This is a genomic window from Streptomyces sp. NPDC051104 (assembly GCF_040682835.1).
Taxonomy (GTDB): Bacteria; Actinomycetota; Actinomycetes; order Streptomycetales; family Streptomycetaceae; genus Streptomyces; species Streptomyces cynarae.
In genome coordinates, this window is the sequence record NZ_JBFBBS010000018.1 from 122,827 (window position 1) to 137,732 (window position 14,906).

General features: G+C 68.8%; 10 protein-coding genes, 1 tRNA gene and 1 pseudogene. 6 read left to right on the plus strand and 6 right to left on the minus strand.

Annotated elements, in window-relative coordinates:
• Nucleotides 1-3: 3 nt before the first annotated feature.
• The 3 genes from AB0N14_RS24080 to AB0N14_RS24090 are packed head-to-tail and all read left to right on the plus strand — an operon-like array spanning nucleotide 4 to nucleotide 3,460.
• Nucleotides 4-1,830, plus strand: a complete 1,827-nt coding sequence (locus AB0N14_RS24080; protein WP_366027767.1) for a branched-chain amino acid ABC transporter permease — start codon at nucleotides 4-6, stop codon at nucleotides 1,828-1,830.
• A 5-nt stretch (nucleotides 1,831-1,835) separates the two neighbouring features.
• Nucleotides 1,836-2,747 (plus strand): ABC transporter ATP-binding protein, encoded by a 912-nt coding sequence (locus AB0N14_RS24085; RefSeq protein WP_366027768.1) that lies wholly within the window; start codon nucleotides 1,836-1,838, stop codon nucleotides 2,745-2,747.
• Nucleotides 2,744-3,460, plus strand: a complete 717-nt coding sequence (locus AB0N14_RS24090; protein ID WP_366027769.1) for an ABC transporter ATP-binding protein — start codon at nucleotides 2,744-2,746, stop codon at nucleotides 3,458-3,460. The genes AB0N14_RS24085 and AB0N14_RS24090 overlap by 4 nt, the downstream gene beginning before the upstream one ends.
• An 80-nt stretch (nucleotides 3,461-3,540) precedes the next feature.
• On the opposite strand, the gene AB0N14_RS24095 is transcribed toward AB0N14_RS24090, so the two are convergent.
• Nucleotides 3,541-4,191 (minus strand): response regulator, encoded by a 651-nt coding sequence (locus tag AB0N14_RS24095; protein WP_366027770.1) that lies wholly within the window; start codon nucleotides 4,189-4,191, stop codon nucleotides 3,541-3,543.
• A gap of 104 nt (nucleotides 4,192-4,295) precedes the next feature.
• Here AB0N14_RS24095 and AB0N14_RS24100 point away from each other — a divergent pair.
• Both AB0N14_RS24100 and AB0N14_RS24105 read left to right on the plus strand, forming a co-directional pair.
• Nucleotides 4,296-4,368 (plus strand) — tRNA-Leu (locus AB0N14_RS24100).
• Between the two features lie 106 nt (nucleotides 4,369-4,474).
• Nucleotides 4,475-5,238: pseudogene (locus AB0N14_RS24105) on the plus strand (transcriptional regulator).
• Nucleotides 5,239-5,242: 4 nt separating this feature from the next.
• Here the strand turns inward: AB0N14_RS24105 and pyk are convergent.
• A complete protein-coding gene (gene pyk, locus AB0N14_RS24110; RefSeq protein ID WP_366027771.1) occupies nucleotides 5,243-6,679 on the minus strand; it encodes a pyruvate kinase in 1,437 nt (478 codons plus the stop codon).
• Between the two features lie 305 nt (nucleotides 6,680-6,984).
• Here pyk and AB0N14_RS24115 point away from each other — a divergent pair, with 305 nt between their 5' ends.
• Entirely contained in the window at nucleotides 6,985-8,781 is a 1,797-nt protein-coding gene (locus AB0N14_RS24115; RefSeq protein WP_366027772.1) for a 5'-nucleotidase C-terminal domain-containing protein, read from the plus strand.
• Between the two features lie 79 nt (nucleotides 8,782-8,860).
• Here AB0N14_RS24115 and AB0N14_RS24120 read toward each other — a convergent pair whose 3' ends face one another.
• The 4 genes from AB0N14_RS24120 to AB0N14_RS24135 form a co-directional block, all read right to left on the minus strand.
• A complete protein-coding gene (locus tag AB0N14_RS24120; RefSeq protein ID WP_366027773.1) occupies nucleotides 8,861-10,270 on the minus strand; it encodes a SidA/IucD/PvdA family monooxygenase in 1,410 nt (469 codons plus the stop codon).
• Nucleotides 10,267-11,658 (minus strand): aminotransferase class V-fold PLP-dependent enzyme, encoded by a 1,392-nt coding sequence (locus tag AB0N14_RS24125; RefSeq protein ID WP_366027774.1) that lies wholly within the window; start codon nucleotides 11,656-11,658, stop codon nucleotides 10,267-10,269. Before AB0N14_RS24125 ends, AB0N14_RS24120 begins: the two co-directional genes overlap by 4 nt.
• Before the next feature lie 196 nt (nucleotides 11,659-11,854).
• Nucleotides 11,855-14,377, minus strand: coding sequence for an aminopeptidase N (gene pepN, locus AB0N14_RS24130; protein ID WP_366027775.1), 2,523 nt, complete (start codon nucleotides 14,375-14,377; stop codon nucleotides 11,855-11,857).
• Nucleotides 14,378-14,433: 56 nt separating this feature from the next.
• Nucleotides 14,434-14,906 (minus strand): response regulator (locus AB0N14_RS24135; protein ID WP_366027776.1); only part of this gene is annotated, 473 nt, incomplete at its 5' end.

A 14,906-nucleotide genomic window follows, 5' to 3' on the forward strand; every position in this document is an offset into this window, starting at 1 on the left:
CCGATGACCACACAGACCACCGCACTCGACACCCCCAGCACCCCCCCAACCGGCGTCCCCTCCGGACTCATCGGCATCCCGCCGCGCATCGGCCGCGCCGTCGCCACCGTGGGCGGCACCCTCACCATCCTCTCCACCTTCCTCTCCTGGACCTGGACCGCCGACTTCCCCGGCGACCTCACCGTCTACGGCTACCCGGGCGGCCTGCAGGTCCTCGTCCTCATCGGCGGCGTCCTCACCACCCTGTTCGCCCTCGCCTCCTACGGCCTCAAGGGCCTGGGCTGGCTCGTCCCCGCCGGCGCCGACGGGGCCCTGAAGTTCGCCGCCCTCACCACCTTCGCCACCGCCTGGTACACGGTCCTGGCGATCAGCGTCGAACTCGGCGGACTCGTCAACCTGGAGCCCGGCGGCTACCTCGTGGCCGTCACCAGCCTGGCCGCGCTGATCGGCTCCCTGGCCCTGCCCTTCCAGCGGCCCGAGCCCGACCCCGTCGACCCCGACGACACCACCTGGGAACACTTCAAGCACCGGGCCGCCCACCAATGGGCAACGGTCAAGGCCGCCTTCGCCTCCGGCACCCCGCGTCCCCTCGGCAAACTGTCCTCCTACGCCGAGATCCTGATCATCGTCGCGATCCTGGCCCTGGGGCTGACCGTCTTCACCTACGGCATCGGCACCGAGTACGACGAACTCTTCATCGGCTTCCTGCTCACCGCCGGCCTCGGTTTCGCGGCCCTCAACAAGGCCGGCCTGATCAGCCAGGCCTCCCAGCTCACCGCCCGCCACCAGAACATCACCACCTGCGGGGCGTTCGTCGCGGCGGCGCTGTTCCCCTTCACCCAGACCAACGACCAGTACGCAACCCTCGGCGTCTACATCCTCATCTTCGCCACCGTCGCCCTCGGCCTGAACATCGTCGTCGGCCTCGCCGGCCTCCTCGACCTCGGTTACGTCGCCTTCCTCGGCGTCGGCGCCTACGCCGCGGCCCTGGTATCCGGCTCCCCCAACTCGCCCTTCCACGTCCACTTCCCCTTCTGGGCCGCCGTCCTCATCGGCGCCGTCGCCTCCCTCGTGTTCGGCGTCCTCATCGGCGCCCCCACCCTGCGCCTGCGCGGCGACTACCTCGCCATCGTCACCCTCGGCTTCGGTGAGATCTTCCGCATCACGGCCAACAACCTCGACGGCACCTCCGGACCCGACCTCACCAACGGCTCCAACGGCATCGCGTCCATCCCGAACCTCGACATCCTCGGCTTCGACTTCGGCGCCGAGCACGACATCGCCGGGTTCAACATCGGCCGCTTCGCCAACTACTTCTTCCTGATGCTGATCATCACCGCCGTCGTCGTGCTCGTCTTCCGGCGCAGCGGCAACTCCCGCATCGGCCGGGCCTGGGTCGCCATCCGCGAGGACGAGACCGCCGCCCTCGCCATGGGCATCAACGGCTTCCGCGTCAAACTCATCGCCTTCGCCGTCGGCGCCTCCCTCGCCGGCCTCGCCGGCACCGTCCAGGCCCACGTCACCTACACCGTCACACCCGAGCAGTACCTCTTCGCCGGCCCCATCCCACCCAACTCCGCCTTCCTGCTCGCCGCGGTCGTCCTCGGCGGCATGGGCACCATCAGCGGCCCCCTCATCGGCGCCGCACTGCTCTTCCTCATCCCCAACAAGCTCCAATTCCTCGGCGACTACCAGCTCTTCGCCTTCGGTCTCGCACTCATCCTGCTGATGCGCTTCCGTCCGGAGGGCCTCATCCCGAACCGCCGCCGCCAACTGGAATTCCACGAAGAGGCGGAAGCGCCCACAGTCCTCAGCACGACAGGGGCCTGACCACCATGACCACCGACACCACCACCCAGGACGCCACCCCGGGCGCCACCGCCCCCGGCGAGGTCGTACTCGACGCACGCGGCGTCACCATGCGCTTCGGCGGACTCACCGCCGTACGAGGCGTCGACCTGACCGTCAACAGCGGCGAGATCGTCGGCCTCATCGGCCCCAACGGCGCCGGCAAAACCACCTTCTTCAACTGCCTGACCGGCCTGTACGTCCCCACGGAAGGCGAAGTCCGCTACAAAGGCAACATCCTGCCGCCCAAGTCCTTCAAGGTCACCGCCGCAGGCATCGCCCGCACGTTCCAGAACATCCGCCTGTTCGCCAACATGACGGTCCTGGAGAACGTGCTCGTCGGAGGCCACACCCGCACCAAGGAAGGCTTCTGGTCCGCCGTCCTGCGCGGCCCCGGATTCCACAAGGCCGAAGCAGCCTCCCGCGAACGTGCCATGGAACTCCTCGAGTTCGTCGGCCTCGCGGACAAGGCCGAACACCTCGCCCGCAACCTCCCCTACGGCGAACAGCGCAAGCTCGAAATCGCACGAGCGCTGGCCAGCGAACCCGGCCTGCTCCTGCTGGACGAACCCACCGCCGGCATGAACCCGCAGGAAACCCGCGCCACCGAGGAACTGGTCTTCGCCATCCGCGACAAAGGCATCGCCATCCTCGTCATCGAGCACGACATGCGGTTCATCTTCAACCTCTGCGACCGCGTCGCCGTCCTCGTCCAGGGCGAAAAACTCATCGAAGGCGACAGCGCCACCGTCCAGGGAGACGAACGCGTCATCGCCGCCTACCTCGGCGAACCCTTCGAAAACGCCCCCGGCGAGGAAGAGATCGCCGAAGTCGAAGCCGCCGAAGCAGCGGCCGAGACCACGACGGACGCCGCGCCCGGCAAGGAGAACGACCGATGACCGCACTGCTCGAAGTCGAAGACCTCCGAGTCGCCTACGGCAAGATCGAAGCCGTCAAGGGCATCTCCTTCAAGGTCGACGCCGGCCAGGTCGTCACCCTCATCGGCACCAACGGCGCCGGCAAGACCACCACACTGCGCACCCTGTCGGGCCTGCTGAAGCCCGTCGGCGGACAGATCAAATTCAACGGCAAGTCACTGAAGAAGATCCCCGCCCACCAGGTGGTCTCCCTGGGCCTCGCCCACTCACCCGAAGGGCGGCACATCTTCCCCCGCATGACCATCGAGGACAACCTCAGACTCGGAGCGTTCCTGCGCAACGACAAGCCAGGCATCGAAAAGGACATCCAGCGCGCCTACGACCTCTTCCCCATCCTCGGAGAACGCAGGAAGCAGGCCGCGGGCACCCTCTCCGGCGGCGAACAGCAGATGCTGGCCATGGGCCGCGCGCTGATGTCCCAGCCCAAGCTGCTCATGCTCGACGAACCCTCCATGGGCCTCTCCCCGATCATGATGCAGAAGATCATGGCGACGATCGCCGAGCTGAAGTCCCAGGGCACGACCATCCTGCTCGTCGAGCAGAACGCCCAGGCGGCACTGTCCCTGGCCGACCAGGGGCACGTCATGGAGGTCGGCACCATCGTCCTCTCGGGGACGGGCCAAGACCTGCTGCACGACGAGTCGGTACGCAAGGCGTACCTCGGCGAGGACTGAGCGCGCGTTTTCGGCCATACGAGGAGGCCCGCACCCCGTAGCCACGGGGTGCGGGCCTCTCCGCTGCACCGGCAGGGATGTCAGCCCTTGGCGGCCTTCTTCTCCTCCGCGTCCTGAATGACAGCCTCCGCCACCTGCTGCATGGACATACGACGATCCATCGACGTCTTCTGAATCCACCGGAACGCAGCCGGCTCCGTCAGCCCGTACTCCGTCTGAAGGATCGACTTCGCCCGGTCCACCAGCTTCCGGGTCTCCAGGCGCTGCGAGAGGTCCGCGACCTCCTTCTCCAGCTCCTTCAACTCCGTGAACCGCGAGACAGCCATCTCGATGGCCGGAACGACATCACTCTTACTGAACGGCTTCACCAGATACGCCATCGCACCCGCGTCCCGCGCCCGCTCCACCAGATCACGCTGCGAGAACGCCGTCAGCATCAGCACCGGGGCGATACGCTCCTCGGCGATCTTCTCCGCCGCGGAGATACCGTCGAGCTTCGGCATCTTCACGTCCAGAATCACAAGGTCGGGCTTGTGCTCCCGGGCCAGCTCGACGGCCTGCTCGCCATCGCCGGCCTCACCGACGACCGAGTAGCCCTCCTCCTCGAGCATCTCTTTGAGATCGAGCCGGATGAGCGCCTCGTCCTCGGCGATGACGACACGGGTCGTCAGCGGAGGCACGTGCGACTTGTCGTCGTCGGCAACGGGCTGGGGCGACTCGGGGGCGGTCACGGAGGCTCCTTGGTCCAGGGCAGGCAGGTACTGCTGACAAGAGCCTACCTAGCTGCGGTAAGGTGGGGCACGGCGGGTGACCGCCAACCTTCGTTTTTCAGGAAGCCCCGGTAGTCCAGCGGGAGAGACACGGTGCTCAAACCACCGACAGCGTGGGTTCGAATCCCACCCGGGGCACTTTCCCTTTGATTCCAAGGCACGGCCTAGAAAGCGGATGTTCCCATTCTCGTGAACATCCGCTTTTTGCTGCGTGTTGAAACGTCCAGTCGCACAGAGTGCCCATATGTACGACATGGGTACGCGCAAGCGAGCACTGGCTCTGGTGGCGCAGGGACGCAGCCTGAACTCCGTCAGCAAAGAAATGGGCATCTCCCGGCACGCGATCACGTGTTGGCTGACACGACTAGAGCCCCTATCCCGGACTCCGCCCTGCGTTCGCTGCCAAGACACGCCAACCATCCCACAAGACCTTGCAGCCTACGCCTACCTGCTGGGTCTCTACCTGGGCGACGGCTATATCATCTCCAAGCCGAAGCAGCACTACCTCATGGTCATGTGCACTGCTTCGTGGCCCGGACTGGCGCCGCCGAGGAAGCCATGCGCAGGGTCCTGCCTTGGCCTAATGTGAGCCGTCTCGAACGGGCAGGCTGCGTCGACGTGAAGTCCTACACCAAGCACTGGGTATGCCTGCTCCCTCAGCACGGCCCCGGCAAGAAGCACGAGCGCCGCATCGCCCTCGAACCCTGGCAGCAAGCCATCGTGGACGCCCACCCCTGGGAATTCATCCGCGGTCTCATCCACTCGGACGGCTGCCGTACCACCAACTGGACCACCCGGCTCATCGGCGGTGAGCGCAAGCGCTATGAGTATCCGCGGTACTTCTTCACCAACGTCTCGGACGACATCCGCCGGCTGTACACCGACACCCTCGACAAGCTCGGCGTCGAGTGGACGCACTGCACCCGCAACGGCAACCCGTACAACATCTCCGTCGCCAAGAAAGCCTCCGTCGCCCTCCTCGACGCCCACGTAGGCCCCGAGTACTGACCGACTACTTCGGGCTGTCGTCCTCGCCGATGTGGTGCACCCGGACCATGTTCGTCGAGCCCGACACCCCGGGCGGCGAGCCCGCCGTGATCACCACCACGTCGCCCTTCTGGCAGCGGCCGTACTTCAGCAGCAGTTCGTCGACCTGGTCGACCATCGCGTCCGTGGAGTCCACGTGCGGTCCCAGGAACGTCTCCACGCCCCAGGTGAGGTTGAGCTGCGAGCGCGTCGCCGGCTCGGGGGTGAAGGCGAGGAGCGGGATCGGGGAGCGGTAGCGGGAGAGGCGGCGGGCGGTGTCGCCGGACTGGGTGAAGGCGACGAGGAATTTCGCGCCGAGGAAGTCGCCGATCTCCGCTGCCGCGCGGGCGACGGCGCCGCCCTGGGTGCGGGGCTTGTTGCTGTCGGTCAGGGGCGGCAGGCCCTTGGCGAGGAGGTCCTCCTCGGCGGCCTCGACGATGCGGGCCATGGTCTTGACCGTTTCGATGGGATAGTTGCCGACGCTGGTCTCGCCGGAGAGCATCACCGCGTCGGTGCCGTCGATGACGGCGTTGGCCACGTCGGAGGCCTCGGCGCGGGTGGGGCGGGAATTCTCGATCATCGAGTCGAGCATCTGGGTGGCGACGATGACGGGTTTGGCGTTCCGCTTGGCGAGCTTGATGGCGCGCTTTTGGACGATCGGGACCTGTTCGAGTGGCATTTCGACGCCGAGGTCGCCGCGGGCGACCATGATGCCGTCGAAGGCGGCGACGATGTCGTCGATGTTCTCGACCGCCTGCGGTTTTTCGACTTTGGCGATGACGGGGAGGCGGCGGCTTTCTTCGTCCATGATGCGGTGGACGTCCTTGATGTCCCGGCCGCTGCGTACGAATGAGAGTGCGATGACGTCGAAGCCGGTGCGCAGGGCCCAGCGGAGGTCGTCTTCGTCCTTTTTGGAGAGTGCGGGGACGGAGACGGCGACTCCGGGCAGGTTCAGTCCCTTGTGGTCGGAGATCATGCCGCCTTCGACGACGGTGGTGTGGACGCGGGGGCCGTCGACGGCGGTGACCTGGAGGCAGACCTTGCCGTCGTCGACGAGGATGCGTTCGCCGGGGGTGACGTCGGTGGCGAGTCCGGCGTAGGTGGTTCCGCAGGTCTGGCGATCTCCCTCGGCGCCTTCTTCGACGGTGATGGTGAAGGTGTCTCCGCGTTCAAGGAGTACGGGGCCTTCGGTGAAGCGGCCGAGTCGGATCTTCGGGCCCTGAAGGTCGGCGAGGATTCCGACGCTGCGGCCGGTTTCGTCGGCGGCCTTTCGTACGCGCTGGTAGCGCTCCTCGTGTTCGGCGTAGGTGCCGTGGCTGAGGTTGAAGCGGGCGACGTCCATTCCGGCTTCGACCAGCGCCTTGATCTGGTCGTACGAGTCGGTTGCGGGGCCCAGAGTGCAGACGATCTTTGCTCGGCGCATGGTGCGAGCCTATGACTTACCGGCCGGTAGAGAATTGGTCGCGCGTGACTACTCAACAACCTTTGAGTGAAGCCTTGCTGCCAAGTGTTGAATTGTGCGGCATCCCGCTCCGATGAGCATCCGGGGAAATTGTCGCGGCATATTCACTGGCGCCGGGGCCCAAGGTCGAGGGGGCGGGATCTCCGGGGTGGCTGCTTCGCAGCCGTGGAGGTCATCAGATCGAAACCTGCGGGGACTGTTGCCGTTGGTCATGTTCGGGTCAGAATCTACGCGCGTCGTTGACCTTTTCCCGAGGAGTTCGAGAGATGCCGTTGAACCGCCGGAAGTTTCTGAGGAGATCCGCTGCGACCGGGGCGGGGGTGGCGCTGGCGGGTGCCGCGGCGGCTCCGGCGGCCGAGGCCGCGCCGGCGGGGAGGGGCCGCAAGCGGTATGCGCTGACCGTGATGGGGACGACGGATCTGCACGGTCACGTCTTCAACTGGGACTACTTCAAGGACGCGGAGTTCGCGGACAAGGCGGGCAACGCGCAGGGGCTGGCCCGGATCTCGACGCTGGTGAATCAGGTGCGCGAAGAGAAGGGCCGCTGCAACACGCTGCTGCTGGACGCGGGTGACACGATCCAGGGCACGCCGCTGACGTACTACTACGCGAAGGTGGATCCGATCACCGCCGAGGGCGGCCCGGTGCATCCGATGGCGCGGGCGATGAACGCGATCGGGTACGACGCGGTGGCGCTGGGCAACCACGAGTTCAACTACGGCATCGAGACGTTGCGGAAGTTCGAGGCGCAGTGCGACTTCCCGCTGCTGGGTGCGAACGCGCTGGACGCGAGGACTCAGCGGCCGGCGTTCCCGCCGTACTTCATGAAGACGTTCCGTGTGCCGGGCGCTCCGCCGGTGAAGGTCGCGGTGCTCGGTCTGACGAATCCTGGTATCGCGATCTGGGACAAGGGGTATGTGCAGGGCAGGCTGACGTTTCCGGGTCTGGAGGAGCAGGCGGCGAAGTGGGTGCCGAGGCTGCGGTCGATGGGTGCGGATGTGGTCGTGGTGTCGGCGCACTCAGGTGCGTCGGGCACGTCGTCGTACGGTGACCAGGTGCCGTACGTGGAGAACGCGGCCGCGAATGTGGCGCGGCAGGTGCCGGGTATCGACGCGATTCTGGTGGGGCACGCGCATGTGGAGATCCCGGAGCTGAGGGTCACCAATGAGCGGACGGGGAAGACGGTCGTCCTCTCCGAGCCGCTGTGCTACGCGGAGCGTCTCACGCTGTTCGACATCGACTTGGTGTTCGACAAGGGTCGGTGGGAGGTCGAGTCGGTGTCGGCGTCGCTGCGGAACTCGAACACGGTCGTCGACGACCCGAAGATCACCAAGCTGCTGTCGGACGCGCATGCCGCCGTGGTGACGTATGTCAATCAGGTGGTCGGCAAGGCGACGCAGGCGCTCACGACGGTGGAGGCGCGGTACAAGGACGCGCCGATCATCGATCTGATCACCAAGGTGCAGGAGGACGTCGTCAGGGCGGCGCTGGCGGGCACGGAGTTCGCGTCGTTGCCGGTGATCGCGCAGGCGTCGCCGTTCTCGCGGACGTCCGAGATCCCGGCGGGGGATGTGACGATCCGGGATCTGTCGAGTCTGTACATGTATGACAACACGCTGGTGGCGAAGCTGATGACGGGTACGCAGCTCCGGGCGTACCTGGAGTACTCGGCGGAGTACTTCGTGCAGACGGCGGCGGACGCCCCGGTCGATGTGGAGAAGTTGACGAACGCGGGCGGTCGGCCGGACTACAACTACGACTACGTCTCGGGTCTGGCGTATGACATCGACATCGCGCGGCCGGCCGGTTCGCGGATCAGGAATCTGTCCTTCGACGGTGCCGCGTTGGACGATGGGCAGCAGTTCGTGCTGGCGGTGAACAACTATCGCGCGAACGGTGGTGGCGCCTTCCCGTATGTGGCGTCCGCCAGGGAGTTGTGGTCGGAGTCGACGGAGATCCGGACCCGGATCGCGGAGTGGGTGACCGCGAAGGGGGTTCTGGCTCCGAAGGACTTCGCGTCGGTGGACTGGCGGCTGACGCGGAACGGCACGCCTGTCTTTTAAGAGCCTCTGAGGCTCGAGCAGGGCAGGTGGGCGGCGCCGGCGCGGGGTTTCGTGTCGGCGCCGTCCGGTTTCTCGTCTTCTACCGTTCGTCGACGAGCGGGGTGAGGATCTGGGGCCGTCGGCTGGGCGGGATGCGATTGGGCTGCTGGAGTCCGAAGGTGGTGAAGGCCGTTCGGCGGGGCAGGGGGTAGGGCTCTTTCCCGGTGAGAGAGTTGAGGATGGTGGCGCTGCGCCAGGCGGCGAGGCCGAGGTCGGGGCTGCCGACGCCGTGGGTGTGGAGTTCGGCGTTCTGGACGTAGACGTGTCCGGTGACGGTGGGGTCGAGGGTCATGCGGAAGTGGTCGTCGATGCGGGGGCGGCCGCTGGAGTCGCGGTGCAGGTGGGGGGCGAGTCCGGCGAGGAGGCGGCCGAGGGGGCGTTCGCGGTAGCCGGTGGCGAGTACGACGGCGTCGGTGGTGAGGCGGGAGCGGGTGTCCTGCTGGACGTGTTCCAGGTGGAGTTCGACTCGAGTGGTGCCGACCCGGCCGGCGGTGCGGACGCGGACTGCGGGGGTGAGGACGGTGTCGGGCCAGCCGCCGTGCAGGGTGCGGCGGTAGAGCTCGTCGTGGATGGCGGCGATGGTGCCGGCGTCGATGCCCTTGTGGAGTTGCCATTGGGCGGAGACGAGGCGGTCGCGTACGGGTTCGGAGAGGGCGTGGAAGTAGCGGGTGTAGTCGGGGGTGAAGTGTTCGAGGCCGAGCTTGGAGTACTCCATGGGGGCGAAGGCTTCGGTGCGGCCGATCCAGTGGATCCTCTCGCGGCCGGCGGGGCGGTGGCGCAGCAGGTCGAGGAAGACTTCGGCGCCTGACTGGCCGGAGCCGATGACGGTGATGTGGTCGGCGGCGAGGATCGTGTCGCGGTGCTGGAGGTAGTCGGCGGCGTGGATGACGGGTAGGCCGGGGGCTTTGACGAGGGGTTCGAGGGGTTCGGGCACGTGGGGTTCGGTGCCGACGCCGAGGACGATGTTGCGGGCGTGGGTGCGGCCGAGGGCTTGGGCCTGGCCGGTTGCGTCGAGTTGGGTGTAGTCGACTTCGAAGACATCGGTGTCGGGGTTCCAGCGGACGGCGTCGACCTGGTGGCCGAAGTGGAGTCCGGGGAGGTTGCCGGCGACCCAGCGGCAGTAGGCGTCGTATTCGGCGCGCTGGATGTGGAAGCGTTCGGCGAAGTAGAAGGGGAAGAGGCGGTCGCGGGCCTTGAGGTAGTTGAGGAAGGACCAGCGGCTGGTGGGGTCGGCGAGGGTCACCAGGTCGGCGAGGAAGGGGACTTGGAGGGTGGCGCCGTCGATGAGGAGGCCGGGGTGCCAGTCGAAGCCGGGGCGTTGTTCGTAGAAGGCGGTGTCGAGTTCGGCGAGGGGGTGGGCGAGGGCGGCGAGGGAGAGGTTGAACGGGCCGATGCCGATGCCGACGAGGTCGCGGGGTGCGTCGGGTTCGTGGTGGGGCGGGGTGGTCATCGGGGCGTGCTTCCTTCCACCAGGTTCAGGAGTGCGGCCAGGTCGCCGGGCCGGGTGTGGGGGTTGAGGAGGGTGGCTTTGAGCCACAGGCGGCCGTCGAGGCGGGCGCGGCCGAGGACGGCGCGGCCGTCGTGCAGGAGGGTGCGGCGGACGGCGGCGACGGTGTCGTCGGACGCTCCGGTGGGCCGGAACAGGACGGTGCTGATGGTGGGCGGGGCGTGCAGTTCGAAGGCGGGGTGGGCGGCCAGAAGGTCGGCGAACTCGTGTGCGACGGCGCAGACCTCGTCGACGAGGGTGCCGAGTCCGGTGCGGCCGAGTGTCTTGAGGGTGACGGCGATCTTGAGGATGTCGGGGCGCCGGGTCGTACGCAGGGAGCGTCCGAGGAGGTCGGGCAGGCCGGCGTCGGTGTCGTCGTCGGCGTTGAGGTAGTCGGCGCGGTGGCGCAGGGCGTGCAGGTCGTGGGGGTCGCGGACGGCGAGGAGGCCCGCTGCGACCGGCTGCCAGCCGAGTTTGTGCAGGTCGAGGGTGACGGTGTGGGCGCGTTCCAGGCCGGTGAGGAGGGCGCGGTGGCGGTCGCTGAAGAGGAGTCCGCCTCCGTAGGCGGCGTCGATGTGGAGGCGGGCGCCGTGGGTGGCGCACAGGTCGGCGAGGGCGGGCAGGGGGTCGATGAGGCCGGCGTCGGTGGTGCCCGCGGTGGCGGCTACCAGAACGGGTCCGCGGGGGCCGGTCAGGTCGGTGAGGGCGGCGTGGAGGGCGGCGGGGTCGAGGGTGCCGCGCGGGGTGGGCAGGACGACGGGCTGCGGCAGTGCGAGGAGCCAGGCGGCGCGGGTGAGGGAGTGGTGGGCGCCTGCCCCGCAGACGAGGCGGACGGTGCCGTGGGCTTCGCGGGCGAGGAGGAGGGCGAGCTGGTTGGCTTCGGTGCCGCCGGTGGTGACGAGGGCGGTGGCGGTTTCCGCCTCCGGGGCGCCTGTGTCGGCGTAGACCTCTTGGGCGAGTGCGCGGGTGACGAGCGCTTCGAGTTCGGAGGCTGCCGGGGCCTGGTCCCAGGAGTCGAGGGAGGGGTTGAGGGACGAGGCGGCGAGGTCGGCGGCGGTGGCGACGGCCAGGGGCGGGCAGTGCAGGTGGGCGGCGCACAGCGGGTCGGCGGGGTCGGCGGCGCCCTCGGCGAGGGCGCGCACCAGGGCTCGTACGGCGTCCGGGTCGCCCTTGTCCGGCAGGACGTCGCCGACGGCGTCGCGTACCCGGGCGGCGACCGCGGTGGGGCCGCCGGCGGGCAGGGGGCCGCCGCGCGCTCGTGCGCCCTCGTGCAGGGCGTCGAGGACGGTGGCGAGCAACGGCCGCAGGGCGCTCGGTCCGTCGGGTCCTGAGGCGAGGGGCGGCAAGCTCATGGGATGTCCTCCCGGGGCGCGCGGCAAGGGTAGTCAAGCCTGGCGGCAAGGGGGTTCGACACGCCCGAAGGGGACAACGATCAGACCTGAAAGCAGGTACTGGCCCGGTGAGGAGAGGAACGGAAAGGGTGGCGGGGGCGGCGCGCGGGCGGCGCCCGGTGGTGGGCCGGGCGCCGGTCGGTGGGGAGGTGGCCCTTTACGCCTCGCGGATGCGCAACGCCCGGGCCAGGTCGTCCAGTTCGTCGACGAGCCTGCGGCGCAGGGCCGGGGTGGGGTCCGCTTCGCGCAGGCATTGTTCGCCGCGGCGGAGGGTGTCCTCGTTCACGGCGTGGCGGGGGAACGCCCAGCGGCCGGCGGCGGTGGCGATGGCGGGGCCGCGGCGGGCGGCGACGGCGGGCGCGTCGGTCCAGTAGCGGTCGACGTACTCCTCGACGAGGTCGGCCTGCTCGGGCTGCCAGAAGCCCTGGGCCGTGGCGGTGAACAGGTAGTTGGACAGGTCGTCGGTGGTGAACATCGCCTCCCAGGCGCGCCGCTTGGCCTCCTCATCGGGCAGGGCGGCGCGGCAGCGGGCGGCGCCTTCCTGGCCGGTGGCGCTGGGGTCGCGGGCGAGTTCGTCGGCGATCGTGGCCTCGTCGACGGCGCCGAGGACGGCGAGGCGGCCCAGGATGCGCCAGCGCAGTTCGGGGTCGAGTTCGGGTCCGCCGGGCACGGTTCCGTCGGCGAGCCAGGCGGCGATGGTGTCGGGGTGGGCGGCGGCGTCGATGAAGTGGCGCACCGCGATCAGGCGCAGCCCCGGGTTGTCGCCGTCCTCGGTGCGGCGGATGAGGTCGCGGCACAGTCCGGTGAGGGTGGCGAGGGCGGCGGGGCGGGCGATGGGGGTACCTCCCTGCTCGAGCGGAGTCGAGAGCTTGGGGGAGGGCAGGTAGCGGTCGGCGATGTGGCCGGAGGCGAACGCGAGGACTCCGTCGACGAGGGCCAGGTCGGTCTCGTGCGGGAGGTGGGTGCGGGCGGTGTCCAGGTAGGTGGTGGCGGGCAGCCGGCCGTCGCGGACGGCGTCGCGCAGGGCGTTCCACACGACGGCGCGGCTGAGCGGCTGGGGCAGCCCGGCCAGAGCGTTCTGGACGGTTTCGAAGGACTCGGTATCGAAGCGGACCTTGGCGTAGGTGAGGTCGCCGTCGTTGAGCAGGAGCAGGTCGGGGCGCTTGCCGAGGGGCTGGGGCGCGGCCTGCGGGATGTCGACGTCGAGGCGTTCGCGCAGGGCGAGGGCGCCGTCGTCGGCGATGTGGTGGTCGTAGAGGCCGACGCTGATGCGGTGCGGGCGGCTGCCGTCGTGGTCGACGGTGAGGGCGTAGGTGCCGTCGTCGGCCTGGGTGAGGTGCGGGGTGAGGGTGTCGACGCCGGTGGTGCGCAGCCAGGCGTCGGCCCAGGCGTGCACGTCGCGGTCGGTGGCGCTCGCGAGGGAGTCGATGAAGTCGGCGAGGGCGGCGTTGCCGAAGCGGTGGCGGGCGAAGTGGGTGTTGATGCCGGCGAGGAAGTCCTTCTCGCCGAGCCAGGCCACCAGCTGCCGCAGCGCGGAGGCGCCCTTGGCGTAGGAGATGCCGTCGAAGTTGAGGAGCGCGGAGGCGGTGTCGTCGACCGCTTCGGGGGCGACGGGGTGGGTGGAGGGCCGCTGGTCGGCGTCGTAGCCCCAGGCCTTGCGGGCGACGCCGAAGTCGGTCCAGGTGTCGGTGAAGCGGGTGGCTTCGGTGAGGGTCTGGTAGCCCATGTACTCGGCGAAGGACTCGTTCAGCCAGATGTCGTCCCACCAGCGCAGGGTGACGAGGTCGCCGAACCACATGTGGGCCATCTCGTGGGCGATGACCATGGCGCGGGTCTGGCGCTGGGTGTCGGTGACGGCGGAGCGGTAGACGAACTCGTCGCGGAAGGTGACGAGGCCGGGGTTCTCCATGGCTCCGGCGTTGAATTCGGGGACGAACGCCTGGTCGTAGGAGTCGAAGGGGTAGGGCTCCTCGAACTTCTCGTGGTAGCGGTCGAAGCACTGGCGAGTGATCTCGAACAGTTCGTCCGCGTCGGCGTCGAGGTGGGGGGCGAGGGAGCGGCGGCAGTGGATGCCGAAGGGCAGCCCGCGGTGTTCGGTGGTGACGGAGTGCCAGGGTCCGGCGGCGACGGCGACCAGGTAGGTGGAGATGAGGGGGGTGGTGGCGGCGCGCCACAGGCCGTCGCCCTCGTGGGTGGTGATGCCGTTGGCGAGGACGCTCCACCCTTCGGGTGCCTTGACGGTGAGGTCGAAGACGGCCTTGAGGTCGGGCTGGTCGAAGGCGGCGAAGACGCGCTGGACGTCGTCCAGGAACAGCTGTGTGTAGACGTATGTCTCGCCGTCGGTGGGGTCGGTGAAGCGGTGCATGCCCTCGCCGGTGCGGGAGTAGCGCATGACGGCCTCGATGCGCAGTTCGTGCTCGCCGGCGGTGAGGTCCTTCAGTGGCAGCCGGTTCTCGACGAGAGTGGTGGTGTCGAGGGGCTGTCCGTCCAGGGTCGCGGAGCGCAGCTCGGCGGGCTTGAGTTCGACGAAGGTGTCCCCGGCCGTGCGGGCGGTGAAGCCGATGACGGTACGGGAGTCGAAGGTCTCGTCGCCGCCGGTCAGGTCGAGGGAGATCGCGTAGCGGTGGACGTCGAGGAGCCGGGCACGGGTCTGCGCTTCGTCGCGCGTGAGTACGGACATGGGGGACATGCTGCCCGATGCCGCCGAGCGGGCACAGGGGCGGTCCGGTACACGCCCTATGTCCGTCCGTCGTCGCGTGCGCTGGTGGGTGCGCGGGGCGGCTCGGTGGCGTCGTCGTCGCGCTGGCCGGGAAGCCGGGGCTCCGGGTGCGGCAGGGCGCGTGCCGGGGGCACGGTGCCTTCCTTGAGCCGGGCGCGCAGGGCGCGGACCTCCTGCTCCAGCGTCCGGGAGCGCTGGTGGGCGTTGTAGAGGTAGCGGACCTTGGTGCGCAGGGCCCAGGGGTCGACGGGCTTGGTCACGAGGTCGGCGACACCGAGAGCGAAGGCAGCGGAGGTGAGTTCGGCGTCGACGCCGAAGCCGGTGAGCAGGATGACGGGGATGTGCTGGGTCTGCTCCACCCGCCGCATGTAGCGCACGACGTCGAGACCGCTGACCTTGGGCATGCGCACGTCGAGGAGCAGAAGACCGACCTGGCCGCGCAGCACTTCCTTGAGTGCGGCGTCGCCGTTGGTCGCGCGGGTCACGCGGT

Coding starts and splice junctions, on each gene's coding strand:
- AB0N14_RS24080 (WP_366027767.1), top strand. CDS start 4: ATGACCACACAGACCACCGCACTCGACACCCCCAGCACCCCCCCAACC.
- AB0N14_RS24085 (WP_366027768.1), top strand. CDS start 1,836: ATGACCACCGACACCACCACCCAGGACGCCACCCCGGGCGCCACCGCC.
- AB0N14_RS24090 (WP_366027769.1), top strand. CDS start 2,744: ATGACCGCACTGCTCGAAGTCGAAGACCTCCGAGTCGCCTACGGCAAG.
- pyk (WP_366027771.1), bottom strand. CDS start 6,679: ATGCGCCGAGCAAAGATCGTCTGCACTCTGGGCCCCGCAACCGACTCG.
- AB0N14_RS24115 (WP_366027772.1), top strand. CDS start 6,985: ATGCCGTTGAACCGCCGGAAGTTTCTGAGGAGATCCGCTGCGACCGGG.
- AB0N14_RS24120 (WP_366027773.1), bottom strand. CDS start 10,270: ATGACCACCCCGCCCCACCACGAACCCGACGCACCCCGCGACCTCGTC.
- AB0N14_RS24125 (WP_366027774.1), bottom strand. CDS start 11,658: ATGAGCTTGCCGCCCCTCGCCTCAGGACCCGACGGACCGAGCGCCCTG.
- pepN (WP_366027775.1), bottom strand. CDS start 14,377: ATGTCCGTACTCACGCGCGACGAAGCGCAGACCCGTGCCCGGCTCCTC.